This window comes from Ruegeria sp. G10, assembly GCF_056533645.1.
The window spans coordinates 182,456-204,405 of the sequence record NZ_JBQFOQ010000004.1 but is presented as its reverse complement, the minus strand read 5'-3'; the positions used below and the strand labels follow the sequence as shown (position 1 = coordinate 204,405).

24 protein-coding genes are annotated in these 21,950 nt (G+C 61.5%); 11 read left to right on the top strand and 13 right to left on the bottom strand.

The window, feature by feature from the left end:
* The first annotated feature begins 32 nt into the window (after window positions 1-32).
* Window positions 33-329 (top strand): HNH endonuclease, encoded by a 297-nt coding sequence (locus tag ACR0KM_RS09590; protein WP_480731486.1) that lies wholly within the window; start codon window positions 33-35, stop codon window positions 327-329.
* On the opposite strand, the gene ACR0KM_RS09585 is transcribed toward ACR0KM_RS09590, so the two are convergent.
* Genes ACR0KM_RS09585 through ACR0KM_RS09575 form a run of 3 tightly spaced genes read right to left on the bottom strand, consistent with a single transcriptional unit; the run spans window position 330 to window position 2,418 of the window.
* Complete coding sequence (locus ACR0KM_RS09585) at window positions 330-1,067, bottom strand: VOC family protein (protein ID WP_480858843.1); 738 nt, start codon at window positions 1,065-1,067, stop codon at window positions 330-332.
* Window positions 1,064-1,672: an enoyl-CoA hydratase/isomerase family protein gene (locus ACR0KM_RS09580; protein ID WP_480824523.1), complete on the bottom strand. Its 609-nt coding sequence runs from the start codon at window positions 1,670-1,672 to the stop codon at window positions 1,064-1,066. The genes ACR0KM_RS09585 and ACR0KM_RS09580 overlap by 4 nt, the downstream gene beginning before the upstream one ends.
* Window positions 1,669-2,418, bottom strand: coding sequence for an SDR family oxidoreductase (locus ACR0KM_RS09575; RefSeq protein ID WP_480858949.1), 750 nt, complete (start codon window positions 2,416-2,418; stop codon window positions 1,669-1,671). Before ACR0KM_RS09575 ends, ACR0KM_RS09580 begins: the two co-directional genes overlap by 4 nt.
* 133 nt (window positions 2,419-2,551) lie before the next feature.
* Here ACR0KM_RS09575 and ACR0KM_RS09570 point away from each other — a divergent pair, with 133 nt between their 5' ends.
* The 5 genes from ACR0KM_RS09570 (at window position 2,552) to lpxK (ending at window position 8,554) form a co-directional block, all read left to right on the top strand.
* Window positions 2,552-4,075 (top strand): DUF2125 domain-containing protein, encoded by a 1,524-nt coding sequence (locus ACR0KM_RS09570; protein WP_480858841.1) that lies wholly within the window; start codon window positions 2,552-2,554, stop codon window positions 4,073-4,075.
* 128 nt (window positions 4,076-4,203) lie between these two features.
* Window positions 4,204-5,550 (top strand): TldD/PmbA family protein, encoded by a 1,347-nt coding sequence (locus ACR0KM_RS09565; RefSeq protein WP_480858839.1) that lies wholly within the window; start codon window positions 4,204-4,206, stop codon window positions 5,548-5,550.
* Window positions 5,537-6,337, top strand: coding sequence for an inositol monophosphatase family protein (locus ACR0KM_RS09560; RefSeq protein WP_480824517.1), 801 nt, complete (start codon window positions 5,537-5,539; stop codon window positions 6,335-6,337). The genes ACR0KM_RS09565 and ACR0KM_RS09560 overlap by 14 nt, the downstream gene beginning before the upstream one ends.
* Window positions 6,334-7,569, top strand: a complete 1,236-nt coding sequence (locus ACR0KM_RS09555; RefSeq protein WP_480858837.1) for a 3-deoxy-D-manno-octulosonic acid transferase — start codon at window positions 6,334-6,336, stop codon at window positions 7,567-7,569. The genes ACR0KM_RS09560 and ACR0KM_RS09555 overlap by 4 nt, the downstream gene beginning before the upstream one ends.
* Window positions 7,556-8,554 carry a tetraacyldisaccharide 4'-kinase gene (lpxK, locus tag ACR0KM_RS09550; RefSeq protein WP_480858836.1) on the top strand — a complete coding sequence of 333 codons (999 nt, stop codon included), beginning with the start codon at window positions 7,556-7,558 and terminating at the stop codon, window positions 8,552-8,554. Before ACR0KM_RS09555 ends, lpxK begins: the two co-directional genes overlap by 14 nt.
* 37 nt (window positions 8,555-8,591) lie before the next feature.
* On the opposite strand, the gene ACR0KM_RS09545 is transcribed toward lpxK, so the two are convergent.
* Window positions 8,592-9,257, bottom strand: coding sequence for a DsbA family protein (locus ACR0KM_RS09545; RefSeq protein ID WP_480824511.1), 666 nt, complete (start codon window positions 9,255-9,257; stop codon window positions 8,592-8,594).
* Window positions 9,258-9,270: 13 nt separating this feature from the next.
* Window positions 9,271-9,777, bottom strand: a complete 507-nt coding sequence (locus ACR0KM_RS09540) for a DUF721 domain-containing protein (protein WP_480824509.1) — start codon at window positions 9,775-9,777, stop codon at window positions 9,271-9,273.
* Between the two features lie 105 nt (window positions 9,778-9,882).
* On the opposite strand from ACR0KM_RS09540, the gene mutY reads away from it, so the two are divergent.
* Together mutY and ACR0KM_RS09530 are read left to right on the top strand one after the other, a co-directional pair.
* Complete coding sequence (gene mutY / locus ACR0KM_RS09535; RefSeq protein ID WP_480858834.1) at window positions 9,883-10,914, top strand: A/G-specific adenine glycosylase; 1,032 nt, start codon at window positions 9,883-9,885, stop codon at window positions 10,912-10,914.
* A gap of 58 nt (window positions 10,915-10,972) precedes the next feature.
* Entirely contained in the window at window positions 10,973-12,106 is a 1,134-nt protein-coding gene (locus ACR0KM_RS09530; protein WP_480858832.1) for an alkane 1-monooxygenase, read from the top strand.
* A 79-nt stretch (window positions 12,107-12,185) separates the two neighbouring features.
* Here the strand turns inward: ACR0KM_RS09530 and ACR0KM_RS09525 are convergent, their stop codons facing one another.
* The 4 genes from ACR0KM_RS09525 to ACR0KM_RS09510 all read right to left on the bottom strand — a co-directional run bounded on the left by ACR0KM_RS09525 (window position 12,186) and on the right by ACR0KM_RS09510 (window position 16,108).
* Complete coding sequence (locus tag ACR0KM_RS09525) at window positions 12,186-13,568, bottom strand: adenylate/guanylate cyclase domain-containing protein (RefSeq protein WP_480858830.1); 1,383 nt, start codon at window positions 13,566-13,568, stop codon at window positions 12,186-12,188.
* A gap of 134 nt (window positions 13,569-13,702) precedes the next feature.
* A complete protein-coding gene (locus ACR0KM_RS09520; RefSeq protein ID WP_480519501.1) occupies window positions 13,703-14,806 on the bottom strand; it encodes a DNA methyltransferase in 1,104 nt (367 codons plus the stop codon).
* Between the two features lie 105 nt (window positions 14,807-14,911).
* Window positions 14,912-15,529, bottom strand: coding sequence for a ribonuclease HII (locus ACR0KM_RS09515; RefSeq protein ID WP_480858828.1), 618 nt, complete (start codon window positions 15,527-15,529; stop codon window positions 14,912-14,914).
* 111 nt (window positions 15,530-15,640) lie between these two features.
* Window positions 15,641-16,108 (bottom strand): hypothetical protein, encoded by a 468-nt coding sequence (locus ACR0KM_RS09510; RefSeq protein WP_480824497.1) that lies wholly within the window; start codon window positions 16,106-16,108, stop codon window positions 15,641-15,643.
* Window positions 16,109-16,283: 175 nt separating this feature from the next.
* Between ACR0KM_RS09510 and ACR0KM_RS09505 the strand changes: the two genes are divergently transcribed.
* The 3 genes from ACR0KM_RS09505 to ACR0KM_RS09495 all read left to right on the top strand — a co-directional run bounded on the left by ACR0KM_RS09505 (window position 16,284) and on the right by ACR0KM_RS09495 (window position 18,906).
* Window positions 16,284-16,571 carry a hypothetical protein gene (locus tag ACR0KM_RS09505; RefSeq protein WP_480824495.1) on the top strand — a complete coding sequence of 96 codons (288 nt, stop codon included), beginning with the start codon at window positions 16,284-16,286 and terminating at the stop codon, window positions 16,569-16,571.
* On the top strand, window positions 16,543-17,244 hold the full coding sequence (locus ACR0KM_RS09500) for a winged helix-turn-helix domain-containing protein (protein ID WP_480858826.1): 702 nt from the start codon (window positions 16,543-16,545) through the stop codon (window positions 17,242-17,244). The genes ACR0KM_RS09505 and ACR0KM_RS09500 overlap by 29 nt, the downstream gene beginning before the upstream one ends.
* A gap of 90 nt (window positions 17,245-17,334) precedes the next feature.
* Window positions 17,335-18,906 carry a DUF427 domain-containing protein gene (locus ACR0KM_RS09495; RefSeq protein WP_480858825.1) on the top strand — a complete coding sequence of 524 codons (1,572 nt, stop codon included), beginning with the start codon at window positions 17,335-17,337 and terminating at the stop codon, window positions 18,904-18,906.
* Between the two features lie 5 nt (window positions 18,907-18,911).
* On the opposite strand, the gene ACR0KM_RS09490 is transcribed toward ACR0KM_RS09495, so the two are convergent.
* The 4 genes from ACR0KM_RS09490 to ACR0KM_RS09475 all read right to left on the bottom strand — a co-directional run bounded on the left by ACR0KM_RS09490 (window position 18,912) and on the right by ACR0KM_RS09475 (window position 21,799).
* Window positions 18,912-19,706 carry a DUF1217 domain-containing protein gene (locus tag ACR0KM_RS09490; RefSeq protein ID WP_480858823.1) on the bottom strand — a complete coding sequence of 265 codons (795 nt, stop codon included), beginning with the start codon at window positions 19,704-19,706 and terminating at the stop codon, window positions 18,912-18,914.
* Window positions 19,703-20,104 (bottom strand): flagellar biosynthesis repressor FlbT, encoded by a 402-nt coding sequence (flbT, locus tag ACR0KM_RS09485; protein WP_480824487.1) that lies wholly within the window; start codon window positions 20,102-20,104, stop codon window positions 19,703-19,705. The genes ACR0KM_RS09490 and flbT overlap by 4 nt, the downstream gene beginning before the upstream one ends.
* Entirely contained in the window at window positions 20,104-20,478 is a 375-nt protein-coding gene (gene flaF, locus ACR0KM_RS09480) for a flagellar biosynthesis regulator FlaF (protein WP_480824485.1), read from the bottom strand. Before flaF ends, flbT begins: the two co-directional genes overlap by 1 nt.
* Before the next feature lie 76 nt (window positions 20,479-20,554).
* Window positions 20,555-21,799, bottom strand: a complete 1,245-nt coding sequence (locus tag ACR0KM_RS09475) for a flagellin N-terminal helical domain-containing protein (protein ID WP_480824483.1) — start codon at window positions 21,797-21,799, stop codon at window positions 20,555-20,557.
* Window positions 21,800-21,950 lie beyond the last annotated feature (151 nt).

The window sequence follows — 21,950 nt, the reverse complement described above, 5'->3', positions numbered from 1 at the left end:
CCCGGCCCGCGCATCGGCGCGAGATTACACCTATGGCGAACCCTGATCCGATCTGCCCGCTCTGCGACCGCCCGATCCCCGAGGGCGGCGGCAGCCTGCACCATCTGATCCCAAAACTCAAAGGAGGCAAGGGCGGGCCGACCGTCCTGCTTCATCAGATCTGCCACAAAGAGGTGCACGCGACCCTGACCGAGGCCGAACTGGCCCGCAGTTTCAACACGGTCGAGGCCCTGCGCGGCCATCCGAGACTTGAGAAATTCCTGAACTGGGTCCGCAAACGCCCGCCCGGATTTCGCTCCAAGGTCCCCGGCAAACGGCGGGGGCGCTGATCAGGCAGGCAGCAACGGATCGCCGAAAGCGTCTTGCTGTTCGGCCTTCAGCCCCTCGATTTCGATCCCAAGATAGTCTGGAACCGGCGCGAATTGCGCCCCGGCGATGTGCTGGAACTCAAGCGTCGTATAGGGGCGTTTCCACAGCCATTCGCGGTTTTCCACGGCCCAAGGATCGGGGTTAGGCGGGGTCTCATCCGTGAAGGCGTAGAAATGCAGGTCGAACCCGTAGGGCGCGACGTCCTGCATCGACAGCAAGCGCATCCCGAGTTCGCGGCATAAGGAATCCTCGGCAGCGATATCACCGGTGCGCAGGGTGATCTGACCGATGCAGGCATCCGCAAACGGCGTATCGGCTTTTGCGGCACCCACGGGCCTGTTGCCTTCGAAATCATGTTGCAGCAATTCGATTGAAAAGCCTTCGGGATCGCTCAGGTGACACATATAGCCGATGTCCAGAAACTGACGCGGATCGCTGACCGCAACGCCGCGCTGGCGCAATTGCGCGGCAGCCATATCCACGTCCGGCAGGGTGACCCCGATCTTCCAGTATCGTTGCCCGCGATCAGGCGCATAGCCACCGCCGCCCGGGGTCAACAAAAGCGCAGCCCCCTGCCCCGGGTAGCTAAGGCGACGATTGGCCCCTTCGACCTGAACCGACATGCCAAGGGCATCGCGATAAAACGCGGCAAGGCGGTCCGGGTCGGCCACCCGCAGGCGCAGCGCAGCAATCCTCATGGGCAGAGCCCCGCGATCCCTGCGGCAATCGCGGGGTCGGCGGCAACGGAATCGGCCACCAGTTCGCGGGCTGTTGGCATCAGCTGGTCCGGTTCAACCACCCGATCCACCAGCCCGAATGCATAAGCCTCGTCGGCGGTGATCTTCTGCCCTGCCATCAGGATCAGCTTGGTCCGCGCCGGACCGATCAGCGCCGCCATGCGTTTCGGATCAGAAGGTTGCGGCAGAAAACCCAGCTTCATCACCGGATAGAAGAACTTGGCCGAGGGCACCGCGATGCGCAGGTCGCAGGCCAGCGCCATGCCGTTGGCCCCTCCGGCCAGAGTGCCATTCAGCGCGGCGACGGTCAGGCAGGGCAGCGCCGCGATGGCGCCCGACAAACGCTCCCACAGATCAGAGGTGGCGAGCCCGGCGCGCGCCTCGTCCAGATCGGCACCGGCACTGAACACGCGGCCTGCGCCGGTCAGGATCAGGGCGCGCGCCTCGGTGGCGGCCTCGGCGATCCGCAGCAGCTCGGTCAGCATCGCACCCGTAAGCGCGTTGGCCTTGTCGGGGTTGTTCAGCGTGACGGTCCACAGACCATCCTCTTGCGTCAGGTCAATCACGTAAGGCCGATCCTTTTGCGAATATCTTCATTGCGCAGCGAGATCTCGGTGCCCTGGAATTCATCCGCATCCGCCGAGCACATCCACAACAGCGCCCGCGCGGGCCAGTCGGCGGGGATGTGATCGTCCCAGTCCAACTGGCTGACCGGGTTGATGCCGCTGGCCTTGATTACCCGCTGCATATCCGTGGCCACGGTGCCCGGCGACAGGCCCATGGCGCGGATGCCATGATGCGCCTCTTCCAGATGCAGGCATTCGGTCAGCATCTTGGCCCCGGCCTTGGACGCGCAATAATGGCTCCAAGCTTCAACCGGGTTCGAGGCGGCCCCGGACGAGACGGTCAGCACCGTACCGCCACCCGCCGCGCGCATGATGGGCAGGGCGGCGCGCATTCCGTAGAAGACGCCCTTGAGGTTGATGTCGATTGCCGTGCTCCATGACGCGACATCGGCGTTGGACATATGGAAGATCGGATCGATAACGCCCGCGTTGCCCACCAGCACATCCAGCGACCCGAAGCGGTCGACGCAATCGGCCACCACCTGTTCGACCTGCGCAAAATCGCTGACATCACAGGCCAGCGCGATTGCATTGTCGCCAAGCGCGGCCGCCAAAGCCTCGATCCGATCGCGGCTGCGCGCGACCAGCACGACATTGGCCCCGGCTGCGGCAAATACGCGCCCGGCCTCGGCGCCGATACCCCGGCTGGCCCCTGTGATCAGTACGGTTTTCCCTTGCATCTGCATCATTTAATTCCCTGCATTTGAAATTGTGTAAACTCGTACAGCGGAAATGGGGAATTGGTCCACCCCTTGCCCCTTGACGCTGACCGCCACAGGCACGACGATGCCGGCAAAATTGATCAAGAAGGGTTCTCTTATGACTGTTTTCCTTCGCCGGAGCTGCGGCGCGGCGCTGGCATATGCCGTTGCCACTCAGGGCGCATTTGCCGATCTAACCGCCGCCGATGTCTGGGCCGACTGGCAGGCCTATATGGGTGGCATGGGTTACGAGGTAACTGGCGACCAGAGCACTTCTGGCAATGTCACCACCATCGCGAACATGACCATGGGTATGGCACTGCCGGACACCGACGGTCAGTTCAGCATGAGCATCCCCGAGATGACCCTGACCGAGAATGGCGACGGCACCGTCAATATCGGCTTCCCTGACAGCTTCCCGGTCTCCGTTTCAGGCGTAGCCGATGGTGAGGCATTCTCGGCCGAGCTGCTTTACACTCAGGACGCGTTGGACATGGTCGTATCCGGCACGCCTGAAGAGATGACTTATGACTATACCGCAGACAGCCTGACGCTTGGGCTGGATTCGATGAAGTTCGGCGAGGAAACCGTGTCGAAAGACATGCTTGCACTGAATTTTCAGATGGACGCGGTCACTGGTTCGTCGCAGATGAAAATCGGTGAGATGCGTGACATTGCACAGCAGTTCACAGCGGGCAACCTAACCTATGATGTCGCCTTTGACGAGCCGGACAGCGATGACACCGGTCGCATCAGCGGCAAACTGAACGATCTGGCCTTTGACGGTGATACCACCATCCCGCCTGGCTTCGACGTGACCAACGCAGAGGACCTTTACGGCGCAGGCTTTGCAGCCTCGGGCACCTTCACCTATGGCTCGGGCAACACCGAAGTCGCCGGAACCGCCGAGGGCGAGGCGTTTTCGATGAGCAGCAGTTCCGAAGGTGGCAAGTTCACCGGCAGCATTGATGCCGAGCGGCTTGTCTATGACCTTGTGCAGAACAGCTCGAAGCTGGCGGTCACGACGGCAGACCTGCCCTTCCCGATCGAGATCGCGATGGCCAATGCCGGCCTCAAGCTTGAGGTGCCGGTGCAGGCATCGGAAGAAATTCAGCCCTTCGGCTTTGGCCTGAACCTGACCGATTTCACCATGTCCGACGTGTTGTGGAGCCTGTTTGATCCCGCAGGTGCCCTGCCCCGCGATCCGGCGACCATTGCGCTGGACGCCACCGGCACCGCCAAGGTTCTGGTCGATTTCATGGACCCAGAAGCGGTGGAAGAACTGGAGACCTCGGACGCCGCGCCGGGTGAGCTGCATTCACTGAAGATCAACGAATTGCTGATCTCGCTGGTCGGCGCAGAACTGACTGGCGATGGCGATTTCAAGTTCGACAACACAAATACCGAGGCCTTTGACGGTCTGCCCACCCCATCCGGTGTCGCAAATCTGAAGCTGGTGGGCGCAAACGCCCTGCTGGATACGCTGATCGGGATGGGCTTTGTCTCGGAAAACGATGCGCTGGGGGCCCGGATGATGATGGGTCTGATGGCAGTACCGGGCGAAGAACCTGATACGCTGAACTCGACCATCGAGTTTACCGAAGACGGCCAGATTCTGGCCAACGGTCAGCGGATCAAGTGACGCACACTCTGGGGCGGGTCGCAGCGACGGCCTGCCCCGCTCAAGGCGGGCCGCTGAAATGGGCCGCAGCCCTTGCGGCACAAACGCTCCGAGGCTAGGTCAAAGGCATCAAGACCCCCGGAGGCCTCATGAACAGAACACCCCAAGACATCAGCCACGATCTGCTGGACGCTGCCCGCAAAGCCGGAGCCGAGGCGGCGGATGCCATTGTTATCGATGGTTCATCCGTGTCGGTCGAAGTGCGCGGCGGTGCGCTGGAACATGCAGAACGCTCCGAGGCAACCGATCTGGGACTGCGCGTCTTTCTGGGCAAACGTCAAGCGATTGTCTCAAGTTCCGACAGCCGCCCCGAGACACTGGCCGCGATGGCCGAACGCGCCGTCGCCATGGCCCGCGAAGCGCCCGAGGACCCGTTCACCGGCCTTGCCGATCCCGATCAGCTGATCACCAGCTGGGACATGGACGCGCTTGAGCTATTCGATCCGACCCCCGAGCCCAGCGCCGATGCGCTGATGCAGGATGCGCTGGCTGCCGAGGCTGCGGCGCTTGAGATTGACGGGGTTAGTCAGGTCTCGGACGCGGCGGCGGCTTATGGCACCCATCGCGTGCATTTGGCCGCGACCAACGGCTTTTCCGGGGGGTATGCCCGCAGCAGCCGGTCGACCTCATGCGTGGCCATCTCGGGCGAAGGCACGGGGATGGAGCGCGACTATGACGGTGACAGCCGCAGCTTCCAATCCGATCTGCGCAGCCCGTCCGAGATCGGCCGCACCGCCGGGGAACGCGCCGTTTCACTTGTCGGCGCGCGCAAACCACAGACCGGCAGCTTTCCGGTTGTGTTCGACGAACGCATTTCCTCGTCGCTGATCGGGCATCTGCTGGCGGCCAGCAACGGGGCCGCCATTGCACGCGGAGCCTCATGGTTGAAGGAAAGCCTCGGCGAACAGGTGCTACCCGCGCATCTGTCCCTGATCGAAGACCCGCACCGCCCGCGCATTTCAGGCTCGCGCCCGTTTGACGCCGAAGGTCTGGCGACCGGGCGCCGGGCCATCGTGGAAGACGGCGTTCTGACCGGCTGGACTCTGGACCTGTCCAGCGCCCGTAAGCTGGGGATGACCTCGACCGGCAACGCGGCGCGCGGGGTGTCTGGCCCTCCATCGCCCAGCAACTGGAACCTCAGCCTAACGCAAGGCGCACACAGCCGCGCCGACCTGCTGCGCGACATGGGGACGGGGCTGCTGGTCACCTCGATGATCGGGTCGACCATCAACCCCAATACCGGCGACTATTCCCGCGGAGCCTCGGGCCTTTGGGTGGAAAACGGCGAGATCACGCATCCGGTCAACGAATGCACCATCGCGGGCAATCTGCGGGACATGCTGATGCGGATCGTCCCCGCCAATGATGCGCGACCCTACTTGTCGCGCGTCGTGCCCTCGTTGCTGATCGAAGGGATGACCCTTGCCGGCAACTGACCTGTCCTTGCTGATCGACGCCGCACTTGAGGCCGGAAAGATCGCCACACGCTATACCGGCCCGCAGGCCCAGCGCTGGGACAAACCCGACGGCGCAGGCCCGGTGACCGAGGCCGATCTGGCCGTCAACGCCATGCTGGAACGCGACCTGCAGGCGGCGCGGCCCGACTATGGCTGGCTCAGCGAAGAGACCGAGGATACCGACGACCGCCTGTCCCGCGACCGCGTGTTCATCATCGACCCGATCGACGGCACCCGCAGCTTTGCCGAAGGCTCGCGCACATGGGCGCATTCGCTGGCCATCGCTGAACATGGCGAGGTCACAGCCGCCGTCATCTACCTGCCGCTGCGCGATCTGCTATATGCAGCCGCACGCGGCCAAGGGGCCACATTGAACGGGACCCCGATCCGGGTCTCGGGCCAGACCCAAATGTCCGAGGCCGAGATACTGGCCGCAAAACCCAATCTCAAACCGCATCACTGGCTGGCAGGCGAACCGCCCGCGTTTCAACGTGTCTATCGCCCCTCGCTGGCCTATCGCATGGCGCTGGTGGCGCAGGGGCGCTTCGACGGGATGCTGACCCTGCGGCCCAGCTGGGAATGGGACATCGCCGCCGGAGACCTGCTTCTGCGTGAAGCGGGCGGGTTATGCACCGACCGTACGGGGCAGCCTTTGCGGTTCAACAACGCCCATCCGCGTCTGAACGGCGTTGTTGCAGCAGGCGCAGCCCTGCATGCCGGGCTACACGCCCGCCTTGACCCGGAAAGCGGCGGAATTTCCCCATGAGCAAATCGCGATCTCTGAGCCTTGCGGCCTATCGCGTGTTGTCCTGGGGCGTCCCGCCCAGCAGCGCTTTCGCGGACACGCCGCGCCCGGAAGGAGAGCTGTTGTGGGTCCATGTCAGCTCACCCGACCGGTTGCGTGCGGTCGATGACCTGTGTCGCCGCTTGCTGCCAGTACGCCCGGGGCTGTCGGTGCTGATGACCGCCCCACCCGATGCCGACTTGTCCGATTGGGGCGGCTGCAGTTTTCCGATCATCCCTCTGCCCGCCGAACAGACCGGTGCCGCGCGCGCCTTTCTGGAGCACTGGCGCCCCGATATGGCCCTGTGGTTCGGCGGCGCGCTGTTGCCCAATCTCATCACGCGCGCGCAGGAACAAGGCACGCCGCTGGTCCTGATCGAGGCCGCCGTCGACGTGAAACCCGCGCGCGGCGGGCGCTGGCTGCCGGATATCACGCGTTATACGCTTGAGTGTTTCTCATCGATCCTCGCGCCCTCGGAGGAGGTTGCCCGCCAGATCAGGCGGCTGGGCGTCACGTCGGCCAAGGTCTCGGTCGCGCCCTTGTTGCACATAAGCCCGAACCCGCAACCCTGGCCCGAGGATGAGTTGATCGAAACCAACCACGCGCTTGCGGGCCGCCCTGTCTGGCTGGCTGCATGGGTGCAGGACAAAGAATTCATCTCGGTCCTCAGCGCCCACCGTCAGGCACTGCGCCTTCTGCCGCGTCTCGCGCTGGTGCTGCATGTGGCGGATATGTCCGAGGCTGCCCCGTTGTACAAACGCCTTGAGGCAATGGACCTGCGCTGCGCCAACTGGGACGAAGGGCACACGATCGAAGATACCACGCAGGTCATCTTGTCCTCGGCGCCCGAAGATCTGGGGCTGTGGCATCGCGTCTCGTCCGTGACGTTCATGGGCAGCTCGCTGGAACGCGGGGCGGGCGGACATGATCCGTTGGTCGCTGTGGCGCTGGGGTCTGCGGTGATTCACGGCCCCCATGTCAGCCAGCACCAGAACCTCTATGACCGGCTGGGGCAGGTCAACGCTGCCATGACGATCAAATCCGCGACCGAGCTGGGCGACGGCGTGGTCGAACTGCTGGCACCTGACCGCACGGCGGATATGGCGCTGGCCGGATGGCAAATGGTGACCGAGGGGGCCCCGCAGGCCGATCATCTGATCGATCTGGTGCAAGACACTCTGGACCGGCGGAGGGCCAAAGATGCGCGCACCTGAGTTCTGGCATACAAGCCCCGATCAGCTTGACCTGCGCGCGCGGCTGCTGGCCCCGCTGGGTCGCCTCTATGCTGCGGCGACTGCGCGGCGGGTGGCCGAGGGGCCGGGCATTGATCCCGGCGTGCCGGTGATCTGTGTCGGTAATCTGAACGCGGGCGGCACCGGCAAGACGCCAACGGTGATCTGGATGCTCGAACGCCTGCGCGACATCTGGCACCAACCTCATGTGGTCACGCGTGGCCATGGCGGCTCGCTTGAAGGGCCGGTCAAGGTCGACCCCGGCAAACACTCTGCCGCGCAGGTCGGGGATGAGCCACTGCTGCTGGCCGCCTTCGCCGATGTCTGGGTCGCCAAGGACCGCGCTGCCGGCGCGCAGGCCGCCGCCGATGATGGCGCAACGGCGATTGTGCTGGATGACGGGTTTCAGAACCCGGCGGTCGCCAAGGATTTCTCGGTCATCGTTGTCGATGCCGAACGGGGTTTCGGAAACGGCCTTTGTCTACCCGCTGGTCCGTTGCGGGAGCCCGTCGCCACCGGCCTGAAACGCGCCGATCTGGTCCTGTCGCTTGGACCAGATGAGGCGCAGGCCTTGTTTGCCGACCGCTGGGACAGCGCGCTGACTGTTCCCCACGCCGCAGGCGAAGTGCGCCCGCTGCAGACCGGTATGGACTGGACCGACACGCCGGTTCTTGCCTTTGCGGGCATCGGCCACCCAGAGAAGTTCTTTGCCACCCTGCGCCAACAAGGCGCGCGGCTGCTGCGAGCCGAAGCGCTGGACGACCATCAACCGCTAACCTCGGCCCTCATGACTCGGCTGGAAAACGAGGCCCGCGCGCTCAGCGCCCAACTGGTCACCACCGAGAAAGACGCCGTGCGCCTTCCGGCATCGTTCCGCAACAAGGTGCTGACGCTGCCGGTTCGTTTGCAGATTGATCAGGATGAGAAGATCAAAGAGATGCTGGCCCAGATCGCCCCATCCCCCTGAAACGGGGCCAGCCATTGGCAGGCTGGCCCAATCAGACTTAGCTGCCCAGTTCGTCTTCGATCAGCGCCTTGAAATCGGCATAGGACTGGTTGTCGACCTTCTTGCCGTTCACCACAAAAGATGGCGTGGCCTGGATGCCGTCACGCTCGGCATTTTCCTGATACCAGGCCACCAGTGTCTGCGCACGGGTACCGTCCTGCAGGCAGGCCTCAAGCTGGTCATTGTCGATTCCCGCCAGACGACCGATCTTGCGCAGCTCGTCCACGATTTCGGCGGGGCCACCTGCGCGGGTCCATTCCGACTGGCCTTCATAGATCAGGTCGGTGATGCCAAAGAACTTCTCAGGCCCGGCGCAGCGCGCAACCATCGAGGCCCACAGGCCATACCGGTCAAAGTAGACCTCGCGATAAATGAATTTGACCTTACCGGTATCGATGAAATCCTTCTTGAGCTGCTTATACGCGCCCTGATGGAAATTTGCGCAATGCGGGCAGGTGTACGAGGCATATTCGATGATCTCGACCGGCGCATCTTCGGCCCCCTGCACCATTTCGACGATGGTCGAGGTGTCCAGATCGGCCTCTTGCGCCTCGGCGGCACCCACCAGCGGATAGGAAGAGGTCGAGGAATTCGACAGCGACAGCCAGTAGCCGCCAGCGGCCACGGCGACGGCCGCACAGATTACGGTTGCAATACGGCTCATGCTTAGCCCTTTCTTAGTGTTTCTGTCTGGATAAAACGTTGCGCCCGAGACGTTCAAGGGCCGCACGCAAATCGTTATCATTCACATCGCGTGACACTTTGTCCGCCTCGGCGGCTATTTCAGGTGAAATCGCGGGTTTGCTTGCCTTTGGCTTGTGATCAAAACTGGCCTGCCCCTCGGCAAATCCGGTCGGAGCGGTCTGGGTGATGCGCACGCGGCTGATCGCGTTGAAGCCATAGACCGCGTTCACCTTGTCCCGCAGCTGTTCGCGTTGCATGTCCAGCATCGCCGCCTGCGGCCCGGTGGTCAGAACCGTCAAAGTGGCCCCGAATCCGCCCTTGGCATAGCCCACCTTCACAGGCTGAGCGATCGCGGCAATGTCCTGCCCGACAATCTCGGCCCAGTGGGTCAGCAGACGCGAAACCGCAAAGCCCCGGCTTTCCCCGGCGCGCCTGATCTGGTCGTTCAGCAAAGTCGCGGTGCGTTTGAACCCGCGGGTCGAGGACCGTTTGCGCTGCATCTGGTTTCCAACTCCTGTGCAGCTATTGTAATGGGCAGGAAACCGGGTGCCAGCAAAACCCGACAGGGAGATAAATAAAACTTGCGTGAGTCTACTGAATTCAGCGTGAGCGCCACTTTGTTGGACTGGTATGACCGCCACGCCCGCGACATGCCGTGGCGCGTGGGGCCTGCACAGCGCGCCGAAGGCGTGCAGCCTGATCCCTATCGCGTCTGGCTGTCCGAGGTGATGCTGCAGCAAACCACCGTCGCCGCCGTGCGCGACTATTTCACCCGTTTTACAACGCGCTGGCCGGATGTGCAGGCGCTGGCCGCCGCCGATGATGATCAGGTGATGGCGGAATGGGCAGGGCTGGGCTACTACGCCCGCGCCCGCAACCTGCTGAAATGTGCACGCGTGGTGGCGCAGGACCACGACGGGCAGTTCCCCAACACCTATGAGACGCTGCTGAAACTGCCCGGCATCGGCCCCTACACCGCCGCTGCGATCTCGGCCATCGCATTCGACCGGCCCGAGACGGTTCTGGACGGCAATGTCGAACGCGTGATGGCGCGGTTCCATGACATCCACGACCCGTTGCCGGGGTCGAAACCTTTGCTGAAAGACAAGGCTGCGGCGCTGACCCCGACCCTGCGCCCCGGCGATTACGCCCAGGCGGTGATGGATCTTGGCGCCACCATCTGCACTCCAAAGTCTCCCGCCTGCGGTATCTGCCCGCTGCGTGATCCCTGCCGCGCGCGCATCGCCGGCACACAACCGGAACTGCCGCGCAAAACACCGAAACAACCCAAGCCCACGCGCCACGGTCATGTCTACATTGCGCAAGACGCAAATGGCGCCCTCGCGCTGGAACGCCGCCCCGACAAAGGTCTGCTGGGCGGTATGCTGGGCTGGCCCGGATCGGAATGGTCCGAGACCCCGCCCGAGGCCCCGCCGTTCCCCGCAAACTGGCAGCTTTTGTCCGGCGAGGTGCGCCATACCTTCACCCATTTCCACCTCATTCTGCGAGTCTGGAGCGCCAATCTGCCCGCAGACACGGCTGTCGACGACCTGCTCCTGATCGACAAACACGCGTTTCGACCCAGCGACCTGCCAACGGTCATGCGCAAGGCCCATGCCCTTTGGCGCGGCCAATAGCGCGTTGTGAATCGCGCGCGATCATGGCTATCTGGCCGCAACAGACCCGAGCGCCAAGATGATCGCACCTGACACCCTGTCCCGCTGGCAGTCCGCCCTGCCGTTTTGGATTTCGATCCTTCTGATCCCGCTGATCTGGGCCACCACACTAGCCGGAGGCTGGTGGGTTCTGCTGGTGCCGCTGTCGACATGGTGGGCCTTTGCGGTACTGGATCAGTTGACCGGACTGAACCTTGAAAACGCCGACCCCGACACGCCCGATACCGGGCTGGGCTGGTACATTCTGCTGACCAATCTCTGGGCTCCGATACAATTCCTGACGCTGTTCGGCCTTATCTGGTACGTCACCCGGTCAGACCTGTCGACACTGGAAAAGATCGGTGTGTTCTTCGGCATGGGCGTCATTTCCGGCACGATCGGGATCAATTACAGCCACGAACTGATGCACCAAAAGGGTCGCCTCGAACGCTGGTTGGGCGATATCCTTCTGGCCATGGTGCTCTATTCCCATTTCCGGTCCGAGCATCTGCTGGTCCATCACCGCTATGTCGGCACCCCGCGCGATCCGGTGACCGCCCGCTACAATGAAGGGTTTCACCGTTTCTACCCTCGGGTTCTACGCCAGAGCCTGATCTCAGCCTTCCGGGCCGAGCGCGACAAACTCGCCCGCAAGGATCGGCGGTGGAGCGACCCCACCAATCCCTTCTGGCGCTACTGGGCGCTGCAGGGCGCAATGCTGTTACTGGCGCTATTGATCGGAGGCTGGTCAGGCCTTGCCCTGTTCCTGCTGCAGGCAGGAACAGCGATCTGGCAGCTCGAGCTGGTCAACTATGTCGAGCACTACGGCCTCACCCGAAAGCATCTCGGCGACGGCAAATACGAACACGTCCGGCCGCGCCATTCCTGGAATGCCTCACAAAAGGCGTCGAACTGGCTGCTGATCAACCTGCAGCGCCACTCGGACCACCACTATAAGCCCAATCGACGGTTCCCGCTCTTGCAGCATCACTCGCAAGACGCCGCCCCGCAACTGCCGTATGGCTACCCTGTGATGACAGTTGCGGCAATGATCCCGCCGCTGTGGCGACGTGTCATGAACCCCCGCGTTCGCGCATGGCGGCGGCAATACTACCCCGAGATTACCAACTGGCACCCCTACAACAAAGCGCAAAACCCCAGGCCCCGCGCGTGACCGCAGCGCGCGCCAGCGCGCTGCCCGGCCCAACCGTCAGGGCTGCATCTTTGATGCTGCACGGATGGGCGGGAGGACCCTAGCCCGTCATCACCCAGACATCCATCGGTATCTCGACACCACGCACGGCTTGGCGGCGCCTAGCCTCAAAACCCGTCATGACATCGGCCACCGAGGGGTTTTCTTCCACGACCCGCGTCCGAGTGGCATCGCTGACGATGATGCGGGCGCGAAAGTCACGGGTCAGCGCCTCAAGCTTCGCGGCGACATTCACGGCATCACCGATCACCGCAAACTCCAAACGGTTCGCGCCAATGTCCCCCAGCACGACCGAACCATAGTGCACCCCGATTCCTACATTGATCTCGGGCTCACCCGCACGGCGGCGATCCAGATTCCAACGGTCCATCACCTCGGCCATCGCACGCGCGCAGTTCAGCGCGTTGCTGGCGTCCAGCGGCGTAGGGACCGGCGTGCCAAAGGTCGCCATCAACCCGTCGCCAAGATACTTGTCCAACGTCCCGTGGTGGCGGAATACCTCGGTCTCCATCCGGGCGTGGAACCCGCGCAGCACCTCGATCACTTCGTAGGGGTCGCGCCCGGCCGCGTATTTGGTGAACCCGACAATATCGATGAACAGAACCGCCACATCCTCTTTGCGGATCTGCTTCAAAGGCTCATCGTTCTGGCTGAGCTCGTCCACTACATTGGGCGAGAAATACCTTGACAGGTTGGCCCGCTCGCGCTCCAGCCCGGCATTGCTTATCAGCAAGCGATTGAGCCGCTGCATCGACAGGCCCAGCGTCACCGCCACCATGACAAAGACAATCACCTGCTGGATGCGCTGCGGCACCATGAAGCTGTTGGGATCCAGCAACTCGGCGACATCGGGGTAGCCCTGCAGCGCCGCCGCCACACGCTCACTGATCCCCGGAATAGGGGTCGAGACCCACCACGCGATGATCCAGCCCGCCGTCCACATCATCGCCGTCCACGACCCGATAGCAATGACCGTGCGCCAGGAATAAGCCAGCGTGCCCGCTGCCAGAATGATGAAGAAATACTGGAAGTTATCGAACCGGTATTGCATCGCCAAAGGCCGCACATCATCGCTGAACGGGTTGGGCACGATCATGCCCAGCGTCATGATCAGCAAGTCGACAAAGATCAAAAGCAGCTCGGTCCGCGATTGCCCTACGCGCCCTGCGCGGCGGATCAGCCAGCCATTGGCGCAGATCAGCAGCAGGATGAAGTGATACCACAGCACCTCAGGATGCGGGTTGAGAAAGATCAGCAGCACACCGGTCAACGCCATCGCCACCCAGCGGGCGCGCACGGCCAGTTCAAGCCCTTCGCGCTTGTGTCGTTCTAGGGCGGCCTCGGTGTATTTGTTGTCCGGTTCGATGGGATCGGGCTGTGTGATGAACAGGCTGCGGGGTCTGCGCGCGGTGGTCTCGGTCATGGCCGTGATCTTTCTTGCGACATATTCGGGGTGTCCCATGCAACCATTGTTGACGCCAAAACAAAAGACCCCGCCGGATCATCGGCGGGGCAAGGCAATAGTGCCTTGTGTCAGGCCACAGGCACCGGCGGTATTCAGTTGTGCATCTCTGCCCGGATCTGCTGGCGCAACACGTCGATGGGCACGGTCTTGCCGTCGCGTTTGAAGCACCAGTAGGTCCAGCCGTTACACGATGGCGCGTTTTCCAGATGCGCCCCCACCTGATGGATCGAGCCTTTGACGTTGTCGCCCACCAGTGTGCCATCCGCGCGCACCTTGGCCTTGTGGCGCTGGTTCATCGAGTACAGCTCTTCACCCGGGCGCAGCATGCCGCGTTCAACCAATTGGCCAAACGGCACGCGCGGCTCGGCGCGTTTGCTGGCGCTGACTTCCAGCGCCTCGCGGTCGAATTTACGCACCTTGGCGATGCGCTTTTCGGCGACCTTGCGATAGCTTTCCTCGCGCTCGATCCCGATGAATTCGCGGCCCAGCATTTTCGCAACGGCCCCGGTCGTACCGGTACCGAAGAACGGGTCCAACACTACGTCGCCGGGATTGGTCGAGCCAATCAGAACGCGGTGCAACAGCGATTCCGGCTTCTGCGTCGGATGCGCCTTGTCGCCGTTTTCATCTTTCAGACGCTCATGCCCGGTGCAGATCGGCAGCACCCAGTCGCTGCGCATCTGCACGCCTTCGTTCAGCGCCTTCAGCGCCTCGTAATTGAACGTGTATTTCGCACCTTCACGTTTCGAGGCCCAGATCATCGTCTCATGCGCGTTGGTGAAGCGCTTGCCCCGGAAATTCGGCATCGGGTTCGACTTGCGCCATACGACGTCGTTCAAAATCCAATATCCCGCGTCTTGCAGGGCAGACCCCACGCGGAAGATGTTGTGATACGATCCGATCACCCAGATCGCCCCGTTGGGCTTGAGCAGACGATGCGCCGCTTTCAGCCACTCCCGCGTGAACTGGTCATAGGCCCCAAAGCTGGAAAACTGATCCCAGTGATCATCCACCGCATCGACCTGAGAATTGTCGGGCCGGTGCAACTGACCTTTCAGTTGCAGGTTATACGGCGGGTCCGCGAAAATCAGGTCAACCGACGCCTCGGGCAGACTGTTCATCGCCTCGATGCAGTCCCCGGATAGAATCGTGTTTAAAGGGAGCGCGGCTGCGCCCTTCGTCTTGATTGTGGTCATATCACTGCCTCAGTTCCACGGCGCTTTTGCGCTCATTTGGTTGAGACAAGGATGAGTCAAAGATGATTCGCCGTCAATTTCTTTTTTGAATCAGCAGCTTACGATTTACTCTTGATACAAGATATTGTGGACCGGCTTGAACGAACGTCTATGGTGTGGGGTCACGCCAAGATTTCGCAGCGCTTCGCGATGCTGTTTGGTCGGATAACCTGCATTTGCCTCCCACCCATAGCCAGGATGCTGTTGCGCCAAATCCACCATCACCCGATCGCGCCATGTCTTGGCAATGATCGAGGCCGCTGCGATCGACACCGACCGTGCATCGCCTTTCACAACCGCCTGAGAAGGCAGCTTTGTGCCCTGAGGGATCAGATTCCCGTCAATCAGCAGAAAATCGGGGGCCGGGTCCAGCGCCGCAACCGCGCGCAGCATCGCCAGATGCGAGGCACGCAGGATATTGTGTTCGTCAATCTCGGCGACTGTTGCCTCGGCCACCGCCACTTGAGCCCGGTCGCGCAACGCCGCGTCCAGCGCATCGCGGCGCTTGACGGTCAGCTTCTTGGAATCGTTCAGACCTTCGGGAATATCCTCGGGGTTCAGAATAACCGCAGCAGCCACAACCGGCCCGGCAAGTGGCCCGCGCCCAACCTCATCCAACCCGGCGATGCGAAGATATCCACGCGCCAGCAGTGCCTGTTCAAGCTCGAAATCAGGTGTCGACATGCCTCTGGCAAACCGCGTTTCGCCACTGGGTGCAAGACAAAAGAAGAGGGCAGCTTGCGCCACCCTCTTCCAGCGCGGCGCTTCTGTGGCGCCACTCCTGCTCGAAACCGGTTACTGGTAAACGACGCGGTATCCTTTCTGGCGCAGGCAGGCGGGTTCGTATGCCCTTCTTACCTTTTTGCCATTCCAGAAACCAACCTTGCATTGGTGAGGCAGGCTATCGGCATGTTTGTAGTGCTTCTTGAGGCAATTCGGCCCAAGCAATGGATGCTTCTTCGAATAAGCGTCGAACGTACGCAGGCAACGCTGCGGCAGGTCATAGCGCGCGACGCGATTGGGCAATGGCCGCACATGCGGCTTATGCACTTTCTTCTTGGCGTGCTTTTGCTTGTACTTATGGCGCTTCTTTTCTTCTTCGCGCTTTTCATCCTGATAGTGATGTACCGCCGCACCCAGAATCGCGAGCGCGGCAAGCCCGCCCAGGATATCCCGTGTATCCGCCGCCCGCGCCTGAGACGCGGATATGCCCGTTATGGCGACGGCGGTGGCGACGATCAGAGCGATGAATTTGCGATGCATGATGCGTGTCCTTTCGGATGATGGGCAGGCCCGTATCGGACCGCGTATGTGATGCCCCGACCCTGCGATCACCCAGCTCAGACAAGCAATAACGGCACAATGTTATCGAATATCAGGGCTGCAAACCCCTTGTGGTTATTGAATATCCGCCCAACCCATGCGCAGGATGCAGCCCATGAAACAGATCCTCTCTTCTCTGGCTCTGACGGCCCTGATATCGGTTGGGTCGCAGGCCGTCGCGGCAGATTGCTATGCTGATTACAAGGCCAAGCAGGATGATCCCCTGCGGCTGCATTATGGCGTCATGCAGGTCTCAAGCTGCAAAAAGGGGTCGGCCCAGAAAGAGGTCGCAAAGCGGCTGAAGTCGAACGGCTGGACCCTGTTGAACGTCATGTCCGTGTTCGAAGCGGACGGGTTGGATCGAAGGAAGGCCAATGCCGGAAAATTCTATCTCCGTTACTGAAGCGCGTCGTTCGGGGGTTCGGCTGGTAGGTGCGGGGATCGCCGCCATCGTCGCTATTCTGGTGACCGCCGCCGTTTTCCTGTTCTGGACCCTGCCCGACGCCAACGCCTTTAATGCCCGGGTCGAGCGTCTGTTTGTCGAGGCTGACCTGACCTCGCAATCCGAAATTCGCCTGCTTGAGATTCTGGCCCAGTCCGGCACCGCCTTTGCCGATACGCTGTCCAGCTATCGCATGGTCATCTTCGTGTTGCTGGTCTTTGCCAGCGCCATGCTGATCGCGGCGCTGGTCTTTCTGGTCATGCTTGTGCTGTTCAACCGCCGCATGGCCCAGATTGAGCGCACGGGGATTCAGGTCACCTCGCTGCTGATCAGCCGCGAGGAAAATACGGTGTACCTCAACAACATGGATTTCAAGCTGACCCCCGCGGCGATGGAAACCCTGTCGGTTCTTGCCGAATCCCGGTTGGATGACGAGGTTCTGTCGGGCGTGCAGATCGAGGCAATGATATCGGGCAAAAACGCCGCCGATTGTGATGAGGCGGCAGGAGCCACCCGGATCAAACGCCTGCGCGATGCATTGGGCAATCAGATGGTCAGCGAGTTGCTGGTGAAGAACATCGCCAAAAAAGGCTATATGCTGTCGATCGAAAAAGACGTCATTCACATGATCTGAGGCGTGCTGGCTACTGAAAATTCAGGCTTACCCTTGGAATTCCATCCGTCAGGGCCCATCCTAAAGGGGCTTGGCCACGGGAGGTTGCCCATGAACGTCCACGCCACTCCGAATGTCAAAGGCTATGGGATTTCCGTCGAACCGCTGCACGGGCGGATCGCGGTTTATCGCGGCGAAACCCTGCTGGCCGAAAGCCACAATGCCAAGGTCATGTATGAAACGCGGCTGCCACCCGCGATCTACATCCCGCGTGACGATCTATGCGTAGAACTCAGCCCCGAGACCGAGTTGCAGACCTTCTGCCCCTTTAAAGGCACCGCGACCTACCACGATATCAGCCTGCCCGAGGAACGGCTGAGCAATTCGATCTGGGCCTATGAGGACGCCCTGCCCGAAAGCAAGGCCATTCAGGGCCATATCGGTTTCATGCCGGATACGGCGACACGGATCGACCTTGGCGACAATAAGCTGCGGCAACCCGAAGACGGGAATATTAGCGGCCCCCTGATCGATTGGCTAATGCGTGGCGCGTCCGAGGTGGACACACCTGACGGCTTTACCAAAGCGCTGGCCGAGAAAATGCTGGAGCACGGCATCGCCATTCAGCGCCTCAGCATTCTGGTCTGGTCGCTGCATCCTTTGATCGTGGGCAAGCATTATGTCTGGGAAAAGGGCACGGAAGAGATCTCGACCTTTACTCCCACATACGAGATCCATGACCACCCGGCTTTTACCAACAGCCCTCTGCGTCATGTCTCGAACGGGCTGGGCGGTGTGCGCCAGCGGCTGAACGACGACAACCCGCATAACAGCTTTCCAATCATCGAGGACCTGCGCGCCAAGGGCGCGACCGATTACGTCGCCATGCCGCTGCCCTTCTCGGACGGGCGCACCAACGTGCTGACGCTGACCTGCGATCATCCCGACGGTTTCACGACTGAGAACCTTGGGCTGGTTTTCGAGTGCTCATCCGTCATCGCGCGGTTCTACGAGGTGTTCACGCAGCGCGAAAATGCGCAGGTTCTGCTGGAAACCTATGTGGGCAAACGTTCGGGCGCGCGGGTTCTGGGCGGCGAGATTCGCCGTGGTGACGGCGACGATATCGATGCCGCGATCATGTTCTGCGACCTGCGCAACTCGACCACTTTAGAAGAGACGTTGGGGCGCAGCGACTACATCACCGTCTTGAACGCATTTTTTGAAACCGTCTCGGGCATCGTGCACGACCATGACGGGGAGGTTCTTAAGTTCATCGGCGACGCGGTGCTCGCCGTGTTTCCGGCCGGGGATGATCCGGCCCGTGCACGATCAAATGCGCAACAATCCGCAGTCGAGATTGTCGAGAAGCTGGCCGGACTACGTAATGACGACAGCGGCCATCACTGTGATTGCTCAATCGGGGTTGCCTATGGGCGTGTGACCTATGGCAATGTCGGCTCGCGCGAGCGGCTGGATTTCACGGTCATCGGTCAGGCCGCGAATATCGCCGCACGCCTGGGAGAGTACGGCAAAACCATTGGCCACCGGATCGTGGTCTCGCAGGATATCGAACCAGCCTGCCAGCACGCGATCGCTCTGGGCGCGATAAAGCTGCACAACGTGTCGCAACCCGTTCAGTCTTTCGCAATGCGCACCGCCGCCGATGCCATACTGGATGCCTGACGGTCTTATCCCCCACCCAGCAAGATAAGCGCGGTCTGCGCGGGCGAGATCGTGTTCTGTAGCTGGTTAATCTGATTGCGCGCCAGATAGGTATCCGTCAGTTTCTCGACCGCTCCGGCGTCGGAAAACTGCGATAGATCCGAAGACCCGGTGACGCGCTGCAGACGGTCCTTGAACACCTCAAGCTGCTTGTCGATATCCAGTTGCGCAAAAGCCGACGGCAGGCCAAGCGCCGTTTCCATCATCTTGCGCAAAGGTGGCAGGCCCATCAGGTCGAACCACTTCCGATCCGCGCTGCCGCTCTGTCCCGCTATCTCCGGCAAGGCGTGTTGGGTGTAGAGCGCAATGCGCATGCTCTCATCCTGTTCACCAACCGAAATCTCAAAGCGGGTCACCAGATTGTCGTTGGCAATCTTGCGCATCTCGCCGCTCAGGTTGGTTTTCGGCACATCCCCCGGCCCGAACCCGAAGGCACGGGCGAGGTCGCGGTACCTGTTATCAGCAAGCCGATTGGCCAACGCATCCTCCGCCTGCGTCCCGTCTGACAGGACTTTTTGAATGAAAAACCGGTTGTCCAGATCCTGCTCCAGACCGAACGCCCCCAGCGCCACCTGCAACAGCCGCCGGTTTGAAACCAGATCCTCGGCTGTACGCACGCTGCCTATGTTCTCAAGGAAATACTTCGTTTCTCTCTCATTCATCGTTGAGGCGGAATAGCTTTGGAACTGCGCCTCATACGTGCGCTGCAGAAATCGCCAGCCAACCAGCCCGCCCGTTGGTATGACCGGCTGAAACGTCATTGCTGATAGGCCATCAGCCGCTCTTCGCGCGGCAAAAGGGACCGCAACGATTTAAGGCACTTGTAGTATTGTTCAGCCACCAACGCCTCGGTCGCGTCCGCTAAAACGCGGCGGCTGTCGGCGTCGGTAAAGACCTGGCTCAACTCTTCAACCCGGCGCAGCAATTGCTGGCGCGCATGCTCGGGCTCACTGTCGCCGGACAGAACCAGCTGCGCGGCATAGCAGACGCGCCGCACCGGCGTGTTCACCTCTTCCGGGTGGATTGCATCACGCAAACGCAAGACGTTGGCCTGTGGCGTCATGATTGAGAAGCGGCTGCGACGATCCCCGTTTTCAATGACAACCCCGTTGATCAGAACCCTTTCTTTCGGGGCAAGTTTCAGAACCAGCCCACCCATCAGCTGCCCCTCATCTGGCGCAGGCCACGTAGGACAGCCATGTTAATCTCAAGCAGAGGTTCAACCGCTGCTTTGTTGCCCAGAACCTGACTGCTGTGGTGTTCGGTGAACTCGGCCAGATAGAAAATCCGCGCCCGCAGGTCGTTCGGCAGGGCGTTGTCGGTGTCCGAAACACCGCTTGCCAGCACGCTCCACAAACGGCGGTTTTCGTGCAGCGCCTGCACGAAGCCACCAAAATCGGTCGCCTTGCGCGCCGCCGCAGCCTTCAGCCGATGTGTGATCTTTGAAATCGCCTCATATTCCGTGTCCCTGGGGGTGCGCGTTGGTGCCGTCGATTGCGCGTAGGCGCGGTGAGCAAGCGTTTGCGGTGTCACTTGAAATCCTTCCAATTGTCCTTCGGGGGGCGATCAGGTCCGGGGCGCGTCAGGCGCGCCCCGATTTGGTTCCGACTTAGCGGAACAGCGACAGGATGGATTGCGGTGCCTGGTTGGCAATCGACAGCGATTGTGTCGCCAGCTGCTGCTGCACCTGAAGCGCCTGCAAACGGGCCGATGTCTCTTCCATATCTGCATCCACCAGCGAGCCGATACCGGATTTGAACGAGTCAGACAGGTTCGAGATGAACTCTTTCTGGGTCTCGATCCGACCCTGCGCAGAACCGAAGGCCGCCGAGGCATCGATTGCGGTATCGATCAGTGTTTCAATCGTACCCAGCGCCGCAGCAGCGCCAGCATCGGTGGACACATCAATCGAAGACAGCGCCCCCAGACCACCCGAGCCCGCATTGGTGAACTGGGCCGAAACGGTCACGTCGCGATCAGCATCAGCACCAGCCGTTGCCGTGCCGGTGACGAAGGACAAGGTGCCCGGGGCACCGGAGTCATAGTCGATAGCGACGCCGGTGATCCCCAGCGCATCGATCTGGTTCTTCAGCCCAACCGCCACGATTGCGTCAGTATAAGCCGCGTCGTAGGTGCCCGAAGGATCCAGATCATTGGCCTGCACCGTATAAGACGCGACCTTATCGCCGATCGTGATCGAAACCTGATCCCCTGCGGCGAAGTTGTCGGTCGAGCTGTCGATCACGATGTCACCCGAGCCACCGGATTTATCCATGGTGAAACCCGCTGCGTCGTTGTCAGTGGTCACGTTGTCCGAACCTGCCAGAACGCCCTTGGACGCATAACCACCAGTGGAAAGGTCTTGGCTTGCGACCGAGATGGAAGACGCTGTTACGCCGCCGGCGTTATCGCGGTCCAGCGAGGCAAGGATTGAAGCCCCCGAACCGCCATTCACCAGATTCAGGCCGTTGAATTGCGCCGCACCAACAACCGACGCGATCTGATCGCGCAGTGCCGTGACGTCGTCATTGATCTTCGCCCGATCCACATTGTCCTCTTGCGCCGCGACGATCTTGCCTTTCATCTGGGTCAGCAGATCAGTCACCGTCTCGGACGCGTTTCGCGCAACTGCAACGGTCGATTCGCCCAGCGCAAGGCTGTCCTTGATCGCGTTGAAGCCGTTGACATCGGATTCCATCACCTTCGAAATCGCCCACACCGCCGAGTTATCCTTGGCCGTGGCGACGTCTTTACCGGTCGAGATCGCGTTCTGGGTCTGCGCCAGGTTCTTGTTGACCGACTTGAGAGTTTGCAGCGCGACCATCGCGCCATTGTTCGTCAGAATGCTGGACATATTTGTCATCCTTTTTACGTTAGGGCGCGTTTCGCGCCGCTGCTTTCCCCACCTCAACGGCAGGCATTCTGTCGTTCTGACCTGTGCGTCTTGCCCTGCGGCCCGCGCGCCACCTGCTGTTCAGGTGCATCGCCACCTTTGACCGTGATCC